Annotated in this window: 14 protein-coding genes and 1 tRNA gene; 6 read left to right on the top strand and 9 right to left on the bottom strand. The window is 69.1% G+C overall.

The genetic code is table 11. The features are described 5' to 3' along the window. Together GGR43_RS09345 and ygfZ are read right to left on the bottom strand one after the other, a co-directional pair. Positions 1-750, bottom strand: a complete 750-nt coding sequence (locus tag GGR43_RS09345; protein ID WP_188071697.1) for a glutaminyl-peptide cyclotransferase — start codon at positions 748-750, stop codon at positions 1-3. Beyond that, complete coding sequence (ygfZ, locus tag GGR43_RS09350; RefSeq protein WP_188071698.1) at positions 747-1,499, bottom strand: CAF17-like 4Fe-4S cluster assembly/insertion protein YgfZ; 753 nt, start codon at positions 1,497-1,499, stop codon at positions 747-749. The genes GGR43_RS09345 and ygfZ overlap by 4 nt, the downstream gene beginning before the upstream one ends. A 49-nt stretch (positions 1,500-1,548) precedes the next feature. On the opposite strand from ygfZ, the gene GGR43_RS09355 reads away from it, so the two are divergent. After that, positions 1,549-2,883, top strand: coding sequence for a dihydroorotase (locus GGR43_RS09355; protein WP_188071699.1), 1,335 nt, complete (start codon positions 1,549-1,551; stop codon positions 2,881-2,883). A 162-nt stretch (positions 2,884-3,045) separates the two neighbouring features. Here GGR43_RS09355 and GGR43_RS09360 read toward each other — a convergent pair. Further along, positions 3,046-3,120 (bottom strand) — tRNA-Thr (locus tag GGR43_RS09360). Between the two features lie 90 nt (positions 3,121-3,210). Between GGR43_RS09360 and GGR43_RS23730 the strand changes: the two genes are divergently transcribed. Continuing rightward, positions 3,211-3,345 carry a hypothetical protein gene (locus GGR43_RS23730; protein ID WP_281392454.1) on the top strand — a complete coding sequence of 45 codons (135 nt, stop codon included), beginning with the start codon at positions 3,211-3,213 and terminating at the stop codon, positions 3,343-3,345. Positions 3,346-3,372: 27 nt separating this feature from the next. On the opposite strand, the gene GGR43_RS09365 is transcribed toward GGR43_RS23730, so the two are convergent. Together GGR43_RS09365 and GGR43_RS09370 are read right to left on the bottom strand one after the other, a co-directional pair. After that, positions 3,373-3,777 carry a cupin domain-containing protein gene (locus tag GGR43_RS09365; protein ID WP_188071700.1) on the bottom strand — a complete coding sequence of 135 codons (405 nt, stop codon included), beginning with the start codon at positions 3,775-3,777 and terminating at the stop codon, positions 3,373-3,375. A gap of 9 nt (positions 3,778-3,786) precedes the next feature. Beyond that, positions 3,787-5,613: an aminopeptidase P family protein gene (locus GGR43_RS09370; protein ID WP_188071701.1), complete on the bottom strand. Its 1,827-nt coding sequence runs from the start codon at positions 5,611-5,613 to the stop codon at positions 3,787-3,789. An 84-nt stretch (positions 5,614-5,697) separates the two neighbouring features. Between GGR43_RS09370 and GGR43_RS09375 the strand changes: the two genes are divergently transcribed. Continuing rightward, on the top strand, positions 5,698-7,773 hold the full coding sequence (locus GGR43_RS09375) for a S9 family peptidase (protein WP_188071702.1): 2,076 nt from the start codon (positions 5,698-5,700) through the stop codon (positions 7,771-7,773). Between the two features lie 169 nt (positions 7,774-7,942). On the opposite strand, the gene GGR43_RS09380 is transcribed toward GGR43_RS09375, so the two are convergent. Genes GGR43_RS09380 through hemC form a run of 3 tightly spaced genes read right to left on the bottom strand, consistent with a single transcriptional unit; the run spans position 7,943 to position 10,637 of the window. Beyond that, positions 7,943-8,980, bottom strand: coding sequence for a hypothetical protein (locus tag GGR43_RS09380; RefSeq protein ID WP_188071703.1), 1,038 nt, complete (start codon positions 8,978-8,980; stop codon positions 7,943-7,945). A 38-nt stretch (positions 8,981-9,018) separates the two neighbouring features. Then, entirely contained in the window at positions 9,019-9,702 is a 684-nt protein-coding gene (locus GGR43_RS09385) for a uroporphyrinogen-III synthase (protein ID WP_188071704.1), read from the bottom strand. Next, a complete protein-coding gene (gene hemC, locus GGR43_RS09390) occupies positions 9,699-10,637 on the bottom strand; it encodes a hydroxymethylbilane synthase (RefSeq protein WP_188071705.1) in 939 nt (312 codons plus the stop codon). Before hemC ends, GGR43_RS09385 begins: the two co-directional genes overlap by 4 nt. A gap of 46 nt (positions 10,638-10,683) precedes the next feature. Here hemC and tsaD point away from each other — a divergent pair, with 46 nt between their 5' ends. From tsaD to GGR43_RS09405, 3 genes are all read left to right on the top strand, one after another. Next, positions 10,684-11,718: a tRNA (adenosine(37)-N6)-threonylcarbamoyltransferase complex transferase subunit TsaD gene (gene tsaD, locus GGR43_RS09395; protein WP_188071706.1), complete on the top strand. Its 1,035-nt coding sequence runs from the start codon at positions 10,684-10,686 to the stop codon at positions 11,716-11,718. A 40-nt stretch (positions 11,719-11,758) separates the two neighbouring features. Then, entirely contained in the window at positions 11,759-12,733 is a 975-nt protein-coding gene (locus GGR43_RS09400) for an NAD(P)H-dependent glycerol-3-phosphate dehydrogenase (RefSeq protein ID WP_188071707.1), read from the top strand. Positions 12,734-12,794: 61 nt separating this feature from the next. Then, positions 12,795-14,309: a lipopolysaccharide biosynthesis protein gene (locus tag GGR43_RS09405; RefSeq protein ID WP_188071750.1), complete on the top strand. Its 1,515-nt coding sequence runs from the start codon at positions 12,795-12,797 to the stop codon at positions 14,307-14,309. Between the two features lie 121 nt (positions 14,310-14,430). Here the strand turns inward: GGR43_RS09405 and GGR43_RS09410 are convergent, their stop codons facing one another. Beyond that, positions 14,431-15,204: a TorF family putative porin gene (locus GGR43_RS09410; protein WP_188071708.1), complete on the bottom strand. Its 774-nt coding sequence runs from the start codon at positions 15,202-15,204 to the stop codon at positions 14,431-14,433. Between the last annotated feature and the right edge of the window lie 286 nt (positions 15,205-15,490).

Genomic DNA, 15,490 nt, shown 5'->3' on the forward strand with positions numbered 1-15,490 from the left:
TCAGCGCTTCAGCTTTATCTCGTAGAGGCTGGGCCAATTCTTGCCGGTGACGAACAGCCGGTCGTGCTTCGCGTCATAGGCGATGCCGTTCAGCACCGCGTCGGCATCCGTCACCGGCTGCCTGCGGGCGAGCGGGGTGAGGTCGATCCAGTCGATCACCTTGCCGGTCTTGGGGTCGATCCGCGCGATCCGGTCGGTCAGCCAGATATTGGCCAGCACCTCGCCCTTCACATATTCGAGCTCGTTGAGCAGGCGCACCGGCTTGCCGTTCCAGCTGACGTTGACATGCCCCGTCTCCTCGAAACTTTCCGGGTCGAGGAAGCGGAGCCGGTTGGTGCCGTCGCTCAGGATCAGGCGCTTGCCGTCCTGCGTCAGGCCCCAGCCCTCGCCGGAATAGCGGAAGGTGCCGGTCTGGCGGAAGGTCGCCCGGTCCCAGCGGAAGCCGGTGCCGTGCCGCCATGTCAGCGACAGCAGCTCGCTGCCCCAGTTGGTCATCCCCTCGCCGAAATAGCGCATCGCGATCGGGGCGGAGCGCAGCACCTTGCCGTCCTTCAGCCGCACCTGCCGGATTTCCGACGCGCCGTTGCGGCCGGTGCTTTCGTATAGCGCCCCGTCGAGGAAGATCAGCCCCTGCGTGAACGCACCCTTGTCATGCGGGTAGGTCGCCACCAGCGTCCATTCGGTGTCGGCGCGGGCGGCGGGCGCGGTCGCGAGCAGCAGCGCGGCCAGCGGGGCGAGCCAGCCTTTCATGCATCCTCCGCCGTGTCGGCGGCGATGGCGGCGGCCTGCCATGGCGGCAGCGCCAGTCCGGCCATGTCCTCGACCCGGCGATGGTCGATCGCAAGGCCGAGATTGGCCAGCAGCGTCCGCTGCCGCTTCGGGTCGGATTGTCCTTCCGGCACCACCACCAGCCGCCGCCCGACCTTGTTGCGGTAATGCATGCGGGCGGTGTTCTCCTGCCCGACATAGCAGCCCTTGGTGTAGCTGACGCCGTTCAGCTCTTCGGCATTGGCCTCCAGCCAGAGCGTCTGGTCGCTGCCCAGCTCCGCCGTCCCCTCGGTCACGCCGAGCGAGAGGCGATGGGCGCGGAAGGCGGGGGCGGCATCGCCGTCATCCTCCGCCACCGGCGCGATCCAGCGATGGCCGAGGCCGGGCAGGCGCGGGTCGGTGGGCTTTCCCCCCGCATCGGCCGACCAGTGCACGTGCAACCCTTCCTCCCGCTCCAGCGCCACCTTGCGGCGCAGGCGATAGAGGGTGAGGCGGCGTTGCAGCGCCTCGGCCTGCTCCGCCTCGCAATCGATCAGCACATCGTCGCCGTCGGCCCACAGGATGAAATCGAACAGCGCCTTGCCCTGCGGCGTCAGCAGGCCGGACCAGCGCGGCGCGCCTTGCTCCAGCGCCAGCACGTCCTGCGTCACGAGGCCCTGGAGGAAGGGCCGGGCTTCTTCCCCCGAAACGCGGATCAGCGCGCGGTCATAAAGGGTGGTATTCTCTGCCATGCGCATTAGGTAAGGCGGACAGTGCAATTCTCCAAGCGAAAGCCTCACCATGCCCCAGACCTTCGACACGATCCTGAAGAACGGCACCGTCCACACGCCCGGCGGGCCGGTGGCGGCCGATATCGGCGTGCGCGGGGGCAAGGTCGCGGCGATCGGCTCCGCGCCGGGCGATGCGGGCGAGGTGATCGACTGCGCCGGGCTCGACATATTGCCGGGCGTGATCGACAGCCAGGTCCATTTCCGCGAGCCGGGGCTGGAATATAAGGAAGACCTCGAATCGGGCAGCCGCGCCGCGGTGATGGGCGGGGTGACGGCGGTGTTCGAAATGCCCAACACCAATCCCAATACCGACAGCGCCGACCGCGTGCACGACAAGCTGAAGCGTGCGCATCATCGCATGTGGTGCGACCATGCCTTCTATGTCGGGGCGACCGCCGACAATGCGGAGGAACTGGCCGAGCTGGAGCGGATACCGGGCACCGCCGGGGTCAAGATCTTCATGGGCGCCTCGACGGGCAGCCTGCTGGTTGACGATGACGGCGCGCTGGCCCGCGTGCTGGCCTCCGGCCGCCGCCGCGTCGCCATCCATGCCGAGGACGAGGCGCGGATGAACGCGCGCAAGGATCTGCGGGTGGAGGGCGACCCGTCCTCCCACCCGGTCTGGCGCGACGACGAAAGCGCGATGATCGCGACGCGGCGGATCATCGCGCTGGCCCGCGCGGCGCGGCGGCGCATCCACATCCTGCATGTGACGACGCCCGCCGAGCTGGCTTATATCGCGCAGCACAAGGATATCGCCAGCTGCGAGGTGACGCCCCAGCATCTGACGCTGGCCGGGGAGGACGCCTATCCGCGCCTCGGCACCTATGCGCAGATGAACCCGCCGATCCGCTCGGCCGCGCATCGCGAGGGGCTGTGGGAGTATCTCAACCTCGGCGTGCCGGACGTGATCGGCTCCGACCATGCGCCGCACACGAAGGAGGAGAAGGCGAAGGCCTATCCGGCGAGCCCCAGCGGCATGCCCGGCGTGCAGACGCTGGTGCCGCTGTTCCTCGACCATGTGGCGAACGGGCGCCTTTCCCTGCAACGCTTCATCGACTTGACCAGCGCGGGGCCGCAGCGGGTGTTCGGCCTTGTCGGCAAGGGGCGCATCGCGCTCGGCTATGACGCCGATTTCACCGTGGTGGACCTGAAGAAGCGCTGGACGGTGGGCCGCGACTGGCTCGCCTCGCGCTGCGACTGGTCGCCGTTCGAGGGCATGGAGCTGACCGGCAAGGCGGTTGGCACCATCGTGCGCGGTCATCGCGTGATGTGGGAAGACAGCCTCGCCAACGACGCGGTGGGCGAGCCGGTGCGGTTCGAGTCGGTGGAATTTGGTTTCTGAGAGCTGGGGCGGCGGTATCTGCGGCCCCTTCATATATCGTCATCCCAGCGACCCGAAGGGCGACCGAAGCTCAACGCTGGGATCGCTGGAGGCTTGCCCCCTCGCCATCGCGAACGATGCCAGCCTGCGCTGGCATGACGGCTAAGGATGTCGGGGGAAGAATGGTGCTGCTGGAGAGGATTGAACTCTCGGCCTCTCCCTTACCAAGGGAGTGCTCTACCACTGAGCTACAGCAGCATACCGTTCGGAGCCGCGCCTATGGCCTTCCCTTGGGCGGATTGTCAAGGGACGCTTGAGCACGGCGCGAATTTTTGCTTGAGAGGAGCCATGAGCGAGACGGAAGCGGAACGGAAAAAGCGGTTGGCCGAGGCGCTGCGCACCAATTTGCGCCGCCGCAAGGCGCAGGCGCGGGAAAGCGATGTTGCCGGCAAGACGGGCGCGGCCGGGAAGGCGCGGGACTGATTCGCGCCTTTTCTCCTGTCGCGGGTCCTATCGTGGGCGATGCTCGGTCCCGCGTCCCGATGTGATGAAGAGCGCGGTTGCTTCCTCCCCCGTGCCGATATCGGCGGTGTGCCAGACGCCCGGAGGGTTGATCGCATAGTCGCCGGGGCCGAGGGTCACTCGCTCGACGCGGCCATCGGGAAATTCCTGCGTCAACGCCATCCGGCCCGACAGACACAGCACCAGTTCATCGCCTGCCGGATGCCGTTCCCAACTGTCCCAGCTCGCCGCGAAGCGATAGAGGCTGACGAGCCGCCCTTCGTCGCCGTCGGCCGCCGTCCGTTCGATATAGCCGGCATACCAGTCCATACCGGTGAATTCGGGCTGGGGTAGCACGCGCGCGCCCTTTCCCAGATGCACCGGATGGGTGAAGAGGTTGCGGGTGGCGGTCATTGCTGGCTCCTATCCGATCGGCGCACAGGCGGCGCGCAGCCAGCCCTGCACCTCCTCCGGCACCAGCGGCGCGACGCGGCGCAGCGTTTCGGCATGATAGGCGTCGAGCCAGTCCCGCTCCTCCGGCGACAGCAGCGAAACCTCCACCAGCGCGCGGTCGATCGGCACGAAGCTCAGCGTGCGCAGGCCCAGCATCGGCTTTTCCGCGCCCGCGATCGCCCGTTCCTCGACCAGCACCAGATTTTCGATGCGGATGCCGTAGCCGCCGGTCTTGTAATAGCCCGGCTCGTTGGAGCAGATCATGCCGGGGCGCAGCGGCTCGGTGCTGCCGCCGAAGGTCGCGATGCGCTGCGGTCCTTCGTGCACCGAGAGGAAGCTGCCGACGCCATGGCCGGTGCCGTGCGCGTAATCGAGGCCGCGTTCCCACAGCGCCCGCCGCGCCAGCGTGTCGAGCTGGCCGCCGCTGGTCCCGGCCGGGAAGATCGCGCGGGCCAGCGCGATGTGGCCTTTCAGCACCAGCGTGAAGCGCTCGCGCATTTCCGCCGTGGGCGTGCCGATGGCGAGGGTGCGGGTGATGTCGGTGGTGCCGTCGCGATATTGCCCGCCCGAATCGACCAGATAGAGCATGTCCGGCTCGATCCGCCGGTCGGTTTCCGGCGTCACGCGATAATGGACGATCGCCCCGTTCGGCCCCGCGCCGCTGATCGTGTCGAAGCTGAGGTCGACCAGCGCGCCCGTTTCGGCGCGGAAGGCGCGCAGCCGGTCGGCGGCGGACAGCTCGGTCTGCGTCCCCTTCGGCCCCTCGATGCCGATCCAGTGGAGGAAGCGGGTCAGCGCCGCGCCGTCGCGCAGCTGCGCGGCGTCATGGCCGGCGATCTCGGCCGGGTTCTTGATCGCCTTGGCCAGCACGGCGGGGTCGCGCACCGGGTCGATGACCGCGCCGCCCGCCTCCAGCCGCTCGAAGATCGCGGCCACCGCGCGTTCGGGATCGACCGCGACGCGCTTGCCGCGATAATCGGCCTCCAGCGCGGCGGCGAAGGCGTCGCGATCCCGCAGCGCCACCCGGTTGCCGAGATGGGCGCGCAACTCGTCCGTCAGCTTTTCCGGCGCGATGAACAGGTCCGCCGTGCCGTCCGCCTTCGCGATCGCATAGGACAGCGCGACCGGCGTGTGGTCGACGTCGCTGCCCCGGATGTTGAACGTCCATGCGATCGAATCGAGCGCGGAGAGGATCGCCGCATCGTCGCCGCGCCGCGCCAGCCAGGCGGCGATGTCGTCCAGCTTCTCCTCATGCGCCTTGCCCGCATGGGCCAGCGGATGGGGCGCGGCCGGGGCGAGCGAGGGGGCGGGGCGATCGGTCCACACCGCATCGACGGGATTGTCCGCGATCGCGACCAGCGCCGCGCCCTTCGCCGCCAGCAGCGCGCCGAGCTCGCGCACCTCGTCGCGGGTGTGGAGCCACGGGTCGTAGCCGATGCGGTCGCCCGCCCGCACCTGTCCGGCCAGCCATGCGGAAGGCGGCGCGGCGGGCAGGTCGCCATAGTCGTAGAGCGCCCCGTCCACCTGATCGCGCACCTGAAGCGTGTAGCGCCCGTCGGTGAAGACCGCCGCCTTTTCCGCCAGCACGACCGCGCTGCCCGCCGATCCGCCGAAGCCGGTCAGCCAGGCGAGGCGCTGCGCATAGGCGCCGACATATTCGCTCCGGTGCTCGTCGGTCAGCGGCACGATGAAGCCCTGAAGGCCGCGCCGCGCCAGTTCGGTGCGCAGCGCGGCGAGGCGCCGTGCGGCGTCCTTGTCCCGGACCGGGGCTTCGGGGGCGAGGGAGGCGGTAGACATTCTTCCATCCTTGCAGCATGGCGACAGGCGACCAACATAAGGACGGGCGGGCCGTTCCGCCACCGCTCAGATACGGGATATCGAATGCACGACCTTTCCCCTTCCCTCTCCCCCATGGTTTCCGCGCCCGTCGCGGAGCGCCGCCCGCACCGGATCGAACAGCATGGCCGCGTGCTCGACGATCCCTATGCGTGGCTGCGCGATCCCGGCTATCCGGAGGTGAAGGACAAGGACGTGCTGGCCTATCTGGAGGCGGAGAACCGCTGGTTCGAGCAGGCGATGGAACCGCACAAGGCGACCATCGACGCATTGTTCGAGGAGATGAAGGGCCGCATCAAGGAGGACGACCGCTCCGTCCCGCAAAAGGATGGCGATCATATCTACTGGCGCGCGTTCGAGATCGGCGCGCAATATCGCAAATGGTATCGCAAGCCCGCCGGCGGCGGTGAGGACCAGCTGATCCTCGACGAACCGGCACTGGCCGAGGGGCATGAATATTTTCGCCTGGGCGCGGTGTCGGTGTCGCCCTGCGGCCGTTATCTCGCCTTCGCCGTCGATACCGATGGCGGCGAGCGGTTCGAGGCGCGCATCCGCGACCTCACCACCGGCGAGATGCTGCCCGATGTGATCCCCGGCACCTTGTCGGCGCTGGTGTGGACCAGCGACAGCAAGGCGCTGCTCTACAGCCTCGCCAACGAGAACTGGCGCACCGACAATGCGCGGGTGCATGTGCTGGGCACGCCGATCGGGCAGGACCGCGAGATTTTCCACGAGGATGACGAGGGCTTCCGCGTTTCCATCGGGCTGTCCTCCTCGGAGAAATGGATCATCATCGGCACCGGCGACCATGTGACGAGCGAGGCGTGGCTGGTCCCCGCCGACGATCCCTTCGCGCCGCCCCGGCTGGTGTCGGCGCGGCGGGAAGGGCGCGAATATGATGTCGATGAGCATGAAGGCACGCTCTACATCCGCGCCAACGACACCCATCCCAATTTCCGGCTGGTGAAGGCGCCCGTCGAGGCGCCCGACCGGTGGGAGGAGGTGATCGCGGCGGATCCGCATTTCTACCTGACCGATTTCACGCTGTTCAAGGGCTTCTACGTCACCGAAGGGCGGCTCGACGGCCTCGACCAGATCGAGCTGCGCGATTACGAGACGCATCGGGCGAAGCGGCTGGCGTTCCCGGAGGCGAGCTATACCGCCTCGCTCGACGACAATCCCGAATATGACGTGACGAAGATCCGCATCGGCTATGAATCGATGGTCACGCCCGACACCATCTATGATTACCACCTCGCCACCGGGGAGTGGGAACTGCTGAAGGTGCAGGAAATTCCGTCCGGCTATGACGCGTCGGCCTATGCGACGCAGCGGCTGACGATCCCGGCGCGGGACGGCACGCAGATCCCGGTGTCGATCGTCTATCCGAAGGATTTCCCGATGGACGGGACCGGGCGGCTGCATCTCTACGGCTATGGCGCCTATGGCCTGGCGATGGAGCCGGGCTTCTCGACCGCGCGGCTGTCGCTGCTCGATCGCGGCTTCGCCTATGCGATCGCGCATATCCGCGGTGGCGACGATCTGGGCCAGCAATGGTATCTCGACGGCAAGCTTGACAAGCGCGTCAACACGTTCAACGATTTCGTCGATGTGGCGAAGGGGCTGATCGAGCGCGGCTTCACCGCCAAGGGGCGGATCAGCATTTCCGGCGGATCGGCGGGCGGCGAGCTGATGGGCGCGGTGCTGAACAGCGACCCGGACCTGTGGGGCGCGGCGGTCGCGCATGTGCCGTTCGTCGATGTGCTGAGCACGATGCTGGACGCCTCGCTGCCGCTGACGCCGGGCGAATGGCCCGAATGGGGCAACCCTATAGAGGACGAGAAGGCGTTCGACTTGATCGCCTCCTATTGCCCCTATCAGAATGTGCAGCGCCAAGCCTATCCGCCGCTGCTGGTGACGGCGGGCCTCAACGACCCGCGCGTCACCTATTGGGAGCCGGCCAAATGGGTGGCGAAGCTGCGCGCCACCAAGACGGACGATAACGTGCTGCTGCTCAAGACCAATATGGGCGCGGGCCATGGCGGCAAGTCCGGCCGGTTCGAATCCCTGCGCGAAACGGCGGAGGAGTTTGCGTTCATCCTCTGGCAGATGCCCGAATAGGGCGGTCGAGATTCCGCTCATGCGGGCCTGCGAGCCGGAGGCGACCGAAGGTCAACCGCGCCATTCTGCGCTTCGGTGCTCACGACCCTTTAGGTCGCTGCGCTCCGATGCTCGAATAGCACGCTTCTCGGCTCCACCTGAACGAAATCTCGACCGCCCTGGGCTCTTCCTAACGGGCGGCGGGCGCGGGCGTCGGCGCAGGCTCCGGGGTCAGCGACGCGCCGCTTTCCTCCTCGTCCGGGTTGACCGGGGGCGGAGGGGCGACCTGCATCGATCCGGCGCGGGCGCTGCTGGGCACGCTGCGCGGCTCCAGGATCGCGGCGGCCTCGATCACGTCGAGCGCGCGGCGGGCCTCGTTATATTTGCGCGCCATCTGGATCCAGCTGTCGGCCTTTTCATGATCGGGCAGACGCTCGATTTCCCGCAGCGCGGAATTGACCCGCTCCGACGAGATCATCAGCCGGGTGCGCGCGATCACCTGCTGCGGCACCGGCGACGGCGCATCGGCCTTGCGGATGATGATGAGATTGGCCAGTTCGCGCCGGGTGGCGGCCCACCAGTCGGTTTTGCCGCCGCTCTTGCCCAGCAGGGCGGGGGCGACCTCCTCCAGCTCGGCTTGCAGGTCGGCGATGGTGACGGGCGCATGGGCGGCGTTGATGATGGTGGCGACCGCGCGGGGCTGGCTGTCGCCGAAGCGCAGGCGCAGCTCCCCCTCCAGATAGCCGAGCGGCGCCCCGCGATCGAGCGCCCGGCGCGTCGCGAAGGCGATCAGCAGGCCCTCCGCCCGCGCGGCATCCGCGCCGGCCGCGTTCGCCTGCACGGAAATGCCGTCCAGCCGCGTCGAAACGGCGGCGAGGCGGGCCTCCAGCGCCGCGACGCTGAGCGGATTGACATCAGGCGGCAGCGTGGCGGCGGCAGGAACGCGGTTGCTCACCCGGCCGTCCAGCAGCGCCTGGCTGCCATTGTCGATCGCCGCCTGTTCCGAACCCTTGTCCCTGTTCCACCAGCCTTCGAGCTTCGGCAGCCCCCAGAGCGTCGCCCCGATGCCGCCGCCGAAGGCCAGCAGCACCAGCACCGGCAGCAACCAGCCGGCGCGCGCGGGCCGTGGGGGATGATAGGCGATCGGGCCGGGCGGCGGAGGCGGCGCGGGCGCGGTATGGGCTTCGTCTGCGAAAGGGCCAGCCTGACCGGGAATGTCGCTGCTCATCTATGTCCTTGGCGCCGTGGTGGAAAAAGGGTGCGCCTTCATTGGCATATTTGACGGGCCAAGACCAGTAGGGCCGGATCGTCGGGGGTCGGCGCCGCCAGCGCGCGCCGCCAGCCTTCGCCCGCCGCGTCGCGCGCGGCCGGGGAAATGGCGACGAGGGCGAGGCGCGCCCGCGCCTCCGCCGGGATGAGCGCGGCCAGCCGCTGCGCCGCGCGGGGGGAATGGGCGAGGACGATATCGGCGCGTTGCAGGAGAGGGGCCAGCTCCTCGCCGCTCCCAGCCTCGACCGCGCGATAGACGGGGCGGCGGACGATGCGGAGCGCGCCGGGGTCGGCCTTGCGATAGTCCGCGCCGCACAGGTGCAGCACATGGCGATGCCCGGCCTCGCCCAGGGCGGCGATCATCGCCCGCGCATCCGGCCCGGCGACGGTCACGCGGCGAAAGCCATGGGCGCGCGCCGCCTCCGCCGTCGGCTCCCCGACCGCGACGACCGGCAGGTCGTGATAGAGCGCCAGCTTCGGCCCGCCATGGCGCAGGCCGTTGGCGCTGCTCAGCATCAGCGCGTCGAAAGCCGCGGGGTCTGGCGCGTCCCATGCCAGCGGCTCGACCCGGAACAGCGGGTAGACCAGCGCTTCCATCCCCATCGCCCGCGCCCGCCGCGCCGTCGCCTCGGCCCCCGGCTGCGGGCGGCAGACGAGCAGCGCGGGTGCCGCCCCGGTCATGGCGTGAAGAGCGCCCGCAGCGACGGGCTGGCGGCGGCGAGCAGTTCCCGCCCCAGCGCATAGGCCGCCGCATGGTCGCCCCGGTCGATCAGGCGGACGTCGGCGATATGCTCGGTGCCGTCGGGCGAGAGAATCTCCGCGCGCAGCCGGATATGCCCGCCCTGTTCCACCGTGCCCAGCGCGGCGATCGGCGAATGGCAACTGCCGTCCAGCCCCTCCAGCACCGCGCGCTCGGCATGGACGCAATCGCTGGTCGCGCGATGATCGACCGCCCCGACCAGTGCGGCGATGGTGGCGTTGCCCGCCAGCACCTCGATGCCGATCGCCCCCTGCGAGGGCGCGGGCAGCATCTGCGCCACCGGCACGGGCGTTCCCACATGCGTCTGGCCCAGCCGCGCCAGCCCCGCCGTCGCGAGCAGCGTCGCGTCGGCCTCGCCCGCCTCCAGCCGGGCGAGGCGCGTCGCGACATTGCCGCGGAACAGCACCGGCATGATATCGGGCCGCAGCCGCCGGATCTGCGCCGAGCGGCGCGGCGAACTGGTGCCGAGCCTGCCGCTCTGCGGCAGCGCCTCGATCGAAGCCGCGCCGACCAGCGTGTCGCGCACATCGGCGCGGGGCAGCATCGCGGCGATGCACAGTGTTTCCGGGCGGATCGTCTCCACATCCTTCATCGAATGGACCGAGGCGTCGATCGTGCCGTCATGCAGCCAATGGTCCAGCTCCTTGGTCCACAGCGCCTTGCCGCCGATATCGGCGAGCGGCCGGTCCAGCACCTTGTCGCCGCTGGCCGTCACCGGCACGATGACGACGCGGTTCTCCGCCCAGCCATGGGCGTCGCACAGCGCGCGCGCGGCGAGCCGGGCCTGCGCCATGGCGAGGGGGGAAGCGCGGCTGCCGAGGCGCAGCGGGCGATGGGGAGGGGCGGTGTCGGTCATATCGGCCCTTGCTCTAATCGCCACGGGGTTTAGAGGAAAGGCGCAAATGACGATCATCCTGGGCCTTGAATCGAGTTGCGACGAAACCGCCGCCGCGCTGGTGAGCGGGGACGGGCGTGTGCTCGCCCATCGCCTCGCCACGCAGGAGGCGCAGCATCGCCCCTATGGCGGGGTCGTGCCGGAAATCGCCGCGCGCGCCCATGCCGAGGCGCTGATGCCGCTGGTCGACGCCGCGCTGGAAGAGGCGGGGCTGGCGCTGGCCGATGTGGACGCGATCGCCGCGACCGCCGGGCCGGGGCTGATCGGCGGGGTGATGGTCGGCCTCGTCACCGGCAAGGCGCTGGCGCTGGCGGCGGGCAAGCCGCTGATCGCGGTCAACCATCTGGAAGGCCATGCGCTGTCCCCGCGTCTGGCGGACCAAAGCCTGCAATTCCCCTATATGCTGCTGCTGGTGTCGGGCGGGCATTGCCAGTTGCTGCGGGTCGAGGGCGTGGGGCGCTATCGCCGCCTCGCCACCACCATCGACGATGCGGCGGGCGAGGCGTTCGACAAGACCGCGAAGATGCTGGGCCTCGGCTATCCCGGCGGGCCGGAGGTGGAGAAGGCGGCGCTGCGGGGCGACCCGAAGGCTGTGCCGCTGCCCCGTCCGCTGGTCGGCAGCGGGGAGCCGCATTTCTCCTTCGCGGGTCTGAAAAGCGCGGTGCTGCGCGCGCGCGACAGCGGCAAATACAGCGTCGAGGATATCGCGGCGAGCTTCACGCAGGCGGTGGTCGATTGCCTGGTCGACCGCACGCGCCTTGCCCTGGACCAGAGTGAGGGGCTGACCGCGCTGGTCGTCGCGGGCGGGGTCGCGGCCAACCGGGCGGTGCGCGAGGCGCTTTCCGGCCTCGCGGAGAGCCGGGGCCTGCCTTTCGTCGCGCCGCCGCTGTGGCTGTGCACCGACAATGGCGCGATGATCGCCTGGGCGGGGGCGGAGCGCTTCCGCCTCGGCCTGACCGATGGAATGGACATCGCGGCGCGACCGCGCTGGCCGCTCGACCCGACCGCCGAAAGGGCGCGCGGCGCGGGGGTGAAGGCGTGAACGGGCGGAGGCTATTCATCCGCAAGGGGGAGGAACGGCAATGAAGATCGGCGTAGTCGGGGCCGGGGCCTGGGGAACCGCGCTGGCGCAGGTCGCCGCGGCCAAGGGCGACGCGGTGACGCTGTGGGCGCTGGAGCCGGAGGTCGTGGCTTCGATCAACGATGCCCATGAAAACAGCCTCTATCTGCCCGGCGTGACGCTTTCTCCCACGATTCGCGCTGTGGACGATCTGGCGGCGCTGGCGGATTGCGACGCGCTGCTGGTCGTCGTTCCGGCCCAGCATCTGCGCGCGGTTCTGCGCCGCCTGCCGCGCGGCGAGGCGGCGCTGCTGCTGTGCGCCAAGGGGATAGAGGCGGGCAGCGGCCTGCTCGTCTCGCAGGTGGCGCAGCAGGAACGGCCCGACGCGCCGATCGCGGTGCTGTCCGGCCCGACCTTCGCCCATGAGGTCGCGGCGGGCCTGCCGACGGCGGTGACGCTGGCCTGCGCTGACGCGGAGCTTGGGCAAAGGCTGGTCGAGCGCATCGCCCTGCCCGCCTTCCGCCCCTATCTGTCCGACGATGTGATCGGTGCGGAGGTCGGCGGCGCGGTGAAGAATGTGCTCGCCATCGCCTGCGGCGTCGCCGAGGGGGCGGGCATGGGCCTCAATGCGCGGGCCTCGCTCATCAGCCGGGGCTTTGCCGAGATGACGCGCTTCGGCCGGGCGCTGGGCGCGCGGGCGGAAACGCTGTCGGGCCTTTCCGGCCTCGGCGATCTGGTGCTGACCTGCTCGTCCACCAATTCGCGCAATTTCTCGCTGGGCAAGGGGCTGGGCGAGGGCGCGCGCGCCGCCGATCTGCTCGCCAACCGCCGCACCGTGGCCGAAGGCGCCTTCACCGCGCCGGTGCTACGCGACGTGGCGCGGCGGCTGGAGGTGGAAATGCCGATCGTCGAGGGCGTGTGCGCGCTGCTCGAAGGAACGGTGGACGTGGCGGACATGACCGGGATGCTGCTCGCCCGCCCGCTGCGCAGCGAATGACAATATACTTGATGCGCGGCATGGCTTATGATCGCCGCGCTTTAGGAGGGTTAGCGGGTTGATATCTGACGAGGCGCCTGACGCCAAAGCGCGGGAAGATAGCGACATCGCTGCCCTGGCAAAGGGCGGACGCACCAATATTTTCGGCTTTCTGCTGCGGCTTGCCGCGCGCCTGCCGTTCCTGTTCATCGCCGGGCGCATCTACGGGCCGGACGTGCTTGGCCGTTTCGCCTATGCGATATTGGTGATCGAATTCGCGGCGCAACTGGCGACGCTGGGGCTCAAGCGCGGTCTGGCGGGCGCGCTGGCGCAGACGAAGCGGCCGGAAAACCATGTGCTGGCCGACGGGCTGCTGCTGACGCTGCTCTGCTCGCTGGCGGCGGCCGCGCTGCTGATGCTGTTTCCCCATGCGATGTTCCCGAACAGCGGGGTCAACGGCCTCGACCGGCTGCTGCCGCTCATCATCATCGCGGTCGCCGGATCGGACGTGGCGCTGGCCGCCTGCGCGTGGCGCTACGACATCGCCGCGACGGTGCGCGCGCGCGCGATCATCGAGCCGTGGACGATCAGCATCGCGGCGTGGGTGCTGTCCTATTATTCGCTGCGGGACGGGCTGATCCTGTCCTATGTGCTGTCGATGATCGCCGCGCTGGCGGCTTCGCTCTGGCCGATGGTCCGGCATTTCGGCGTGCCGCGCGGCTGGGCGCCGCATCCGCTGCGGCTGTGGCGGATGATGCGGATCAACGTGCCGCTCGCCGCCGCCGATGCGGTGGAATGGGGGTCGCGGCGGCTCGACCTCGCGATCCTCGGCCTGTTCGTCAGCCCGGCGGTGGTCGGCGTCTATTATGTCGCGCAGCAGGTCGCGTCGCTGCCGCAGAAGCTCAAGACCAGCTTCGAGCCGATTTTGGGCCCGGTCATCACCCGCAACCTGACCGAGAACAACCTTGCGGCGATCGCGCGGCAGGTCAGCCAGGTCGGCTTCTGGATCATCGCCGCGCAGGCGGGCATCGCGCTGGCGCTGGGCTTGCCGGGCGAGGCGGTGATGGGGCTGGTCGGCCCGCAATTCGTCGACGGCACGCTGGCGCTCGGCTTCTTGCTGGCGGCGGAGGTGGTCGCCGCGACCGCAGTGGTGAGCGAGAGCGCGCTGGTCTACCTCGCCCGGCATCGCAACCTGATGATCTCGCTGGCGATGATCGCGGTGCAGGCGGGGCTGAGCTTCCTCTTCATCCTGATGGCGCGGCAGGCGGGGTACGGCGCGCAGGTGCTGGCCGCCGCCCCGGCGCTGGCGCTGGCGCTGGCGCTGGCGTCCAGCTCCATCGTCAAGTCGCACCTGTTGCAGCGGCTGCTGCGGTGCCGGATCGCGACATGGCGCCCGGCGCTGATCGCCGCCGCGCTGGTCGCGGTGGGCGTCGGCGGGCTGTTCGTCGCCCTGCCGCGCAATCTGGAATGGGTCGAGCTGGTGGTCGGCGTTCCGGCCATCCTCGCCGCCTATGGCGCGGTGATCTGGCGTCTGGGCTTCGGCCCGGAGGACCGCGAACTGTTCGCCCGGCGCAAGGCCCCGGTGGCGCAGTCCTGATCATGGTGTGAGGGGGACGTTTCCCCCTTGCCGTCACCCCGGCCTGTGCTGGCGTGACGCTGCCCAAAAAAGGGGCTGCGAACCGTGGTCCGCAACCCCCGTCATGCTTTGGGCAAAAGGATCAGAAGGCGACCGAGACCGTGCCGTAGACGCCGCCCTTGGCGAGGAAGCGGTTGCCGTTGGTGAAGAAGCCGGGCGCGTCCGGAGAATCGGTCTTCTTGATGTCGGTGTCGACATAGGTGACGCCGAAGCTCAGCTGGTTCCAGGTGTAGCTGGCGTTGAGGCTCCAGTCGGTATAGTTTTTCAGGCCGCCGGTCAGGAAGCTGCGGCCGAAGCTCTCGCCGACATGGGCGGTGACCGAGATCGGCGTGTTGGGTACGCTGCCGGACAGCTCGCCATAGACATAGGTGTTGTCGTCGCGATTGTGGCGCCAGCTCAGCGCATGTTGCTTGGGCGCATAGGCGACGCCGACCTTCGCGCTGACCGGGCCGAGTTCGCCCTTCACGCTGGCATAGGGTTCCACGAAGTCGGAATTGACGCCGCCCGAACCCGGATAATAGTAATAGAGCACGCCGACATCGAAGGTCGCGGCGCCGACGGTCCGGCTGTAGCCGAGGACGAAATCGATTTCCTGATCGGAGCCGTTGGCGACATAATCGTCGATCGAGGAGCCCCAGACGCTGCCATACAGGCCCGAAGCGTGGCTGACGGTGAGGCCGCCCTGCACGGCGAAGCGCTTGTCGGTCTGCGACACGCCGCGGAAGCGATAGTCGCTCACCACCGTGGCGCTGCCCGAAACGGTGAGGTCCGCCGGGGCGTCGCTGTCCTGCGCGAGCGCAGGCGTGGCCGCGCATGCCAGCACGAGCGCCGACACGGCAAAAAACATCTTGTTCATAAAATTTCCCTTCGTCGAGTCGATCAGACAGATCGTCCCACCTGCGTTCCGGTCGATGCCTCTCTGATCTCGCCGGCAGGCCTGGTCCTCCTGCGGGCGCTGGTCTGACCGGGGCCGGTCACCGCGAACACCGATTTGATGACGCGATATTTCGCGCCGCACAAGATGAAATCAGCGCGCCGGGTCGGAGTTGCCGCCGATGTGTTGCACGGATGCAACTTTCCGCGGCGAACCGTGGCCTTGCCGCCTCAGCCCGCGCGCCTGATGCGGATCGCGGATTTCCGTC

This window comes from Sphingobium jiangsuense (assembly GCF_014196495.1).
GTDB classification, from domain to species: Bacteria; Pseudomonadota; Alphaproteobacteria; order Sphingomonadales; family Sphingomonadaceae; genus Sphingobium; species Sphingobium jiangsuense.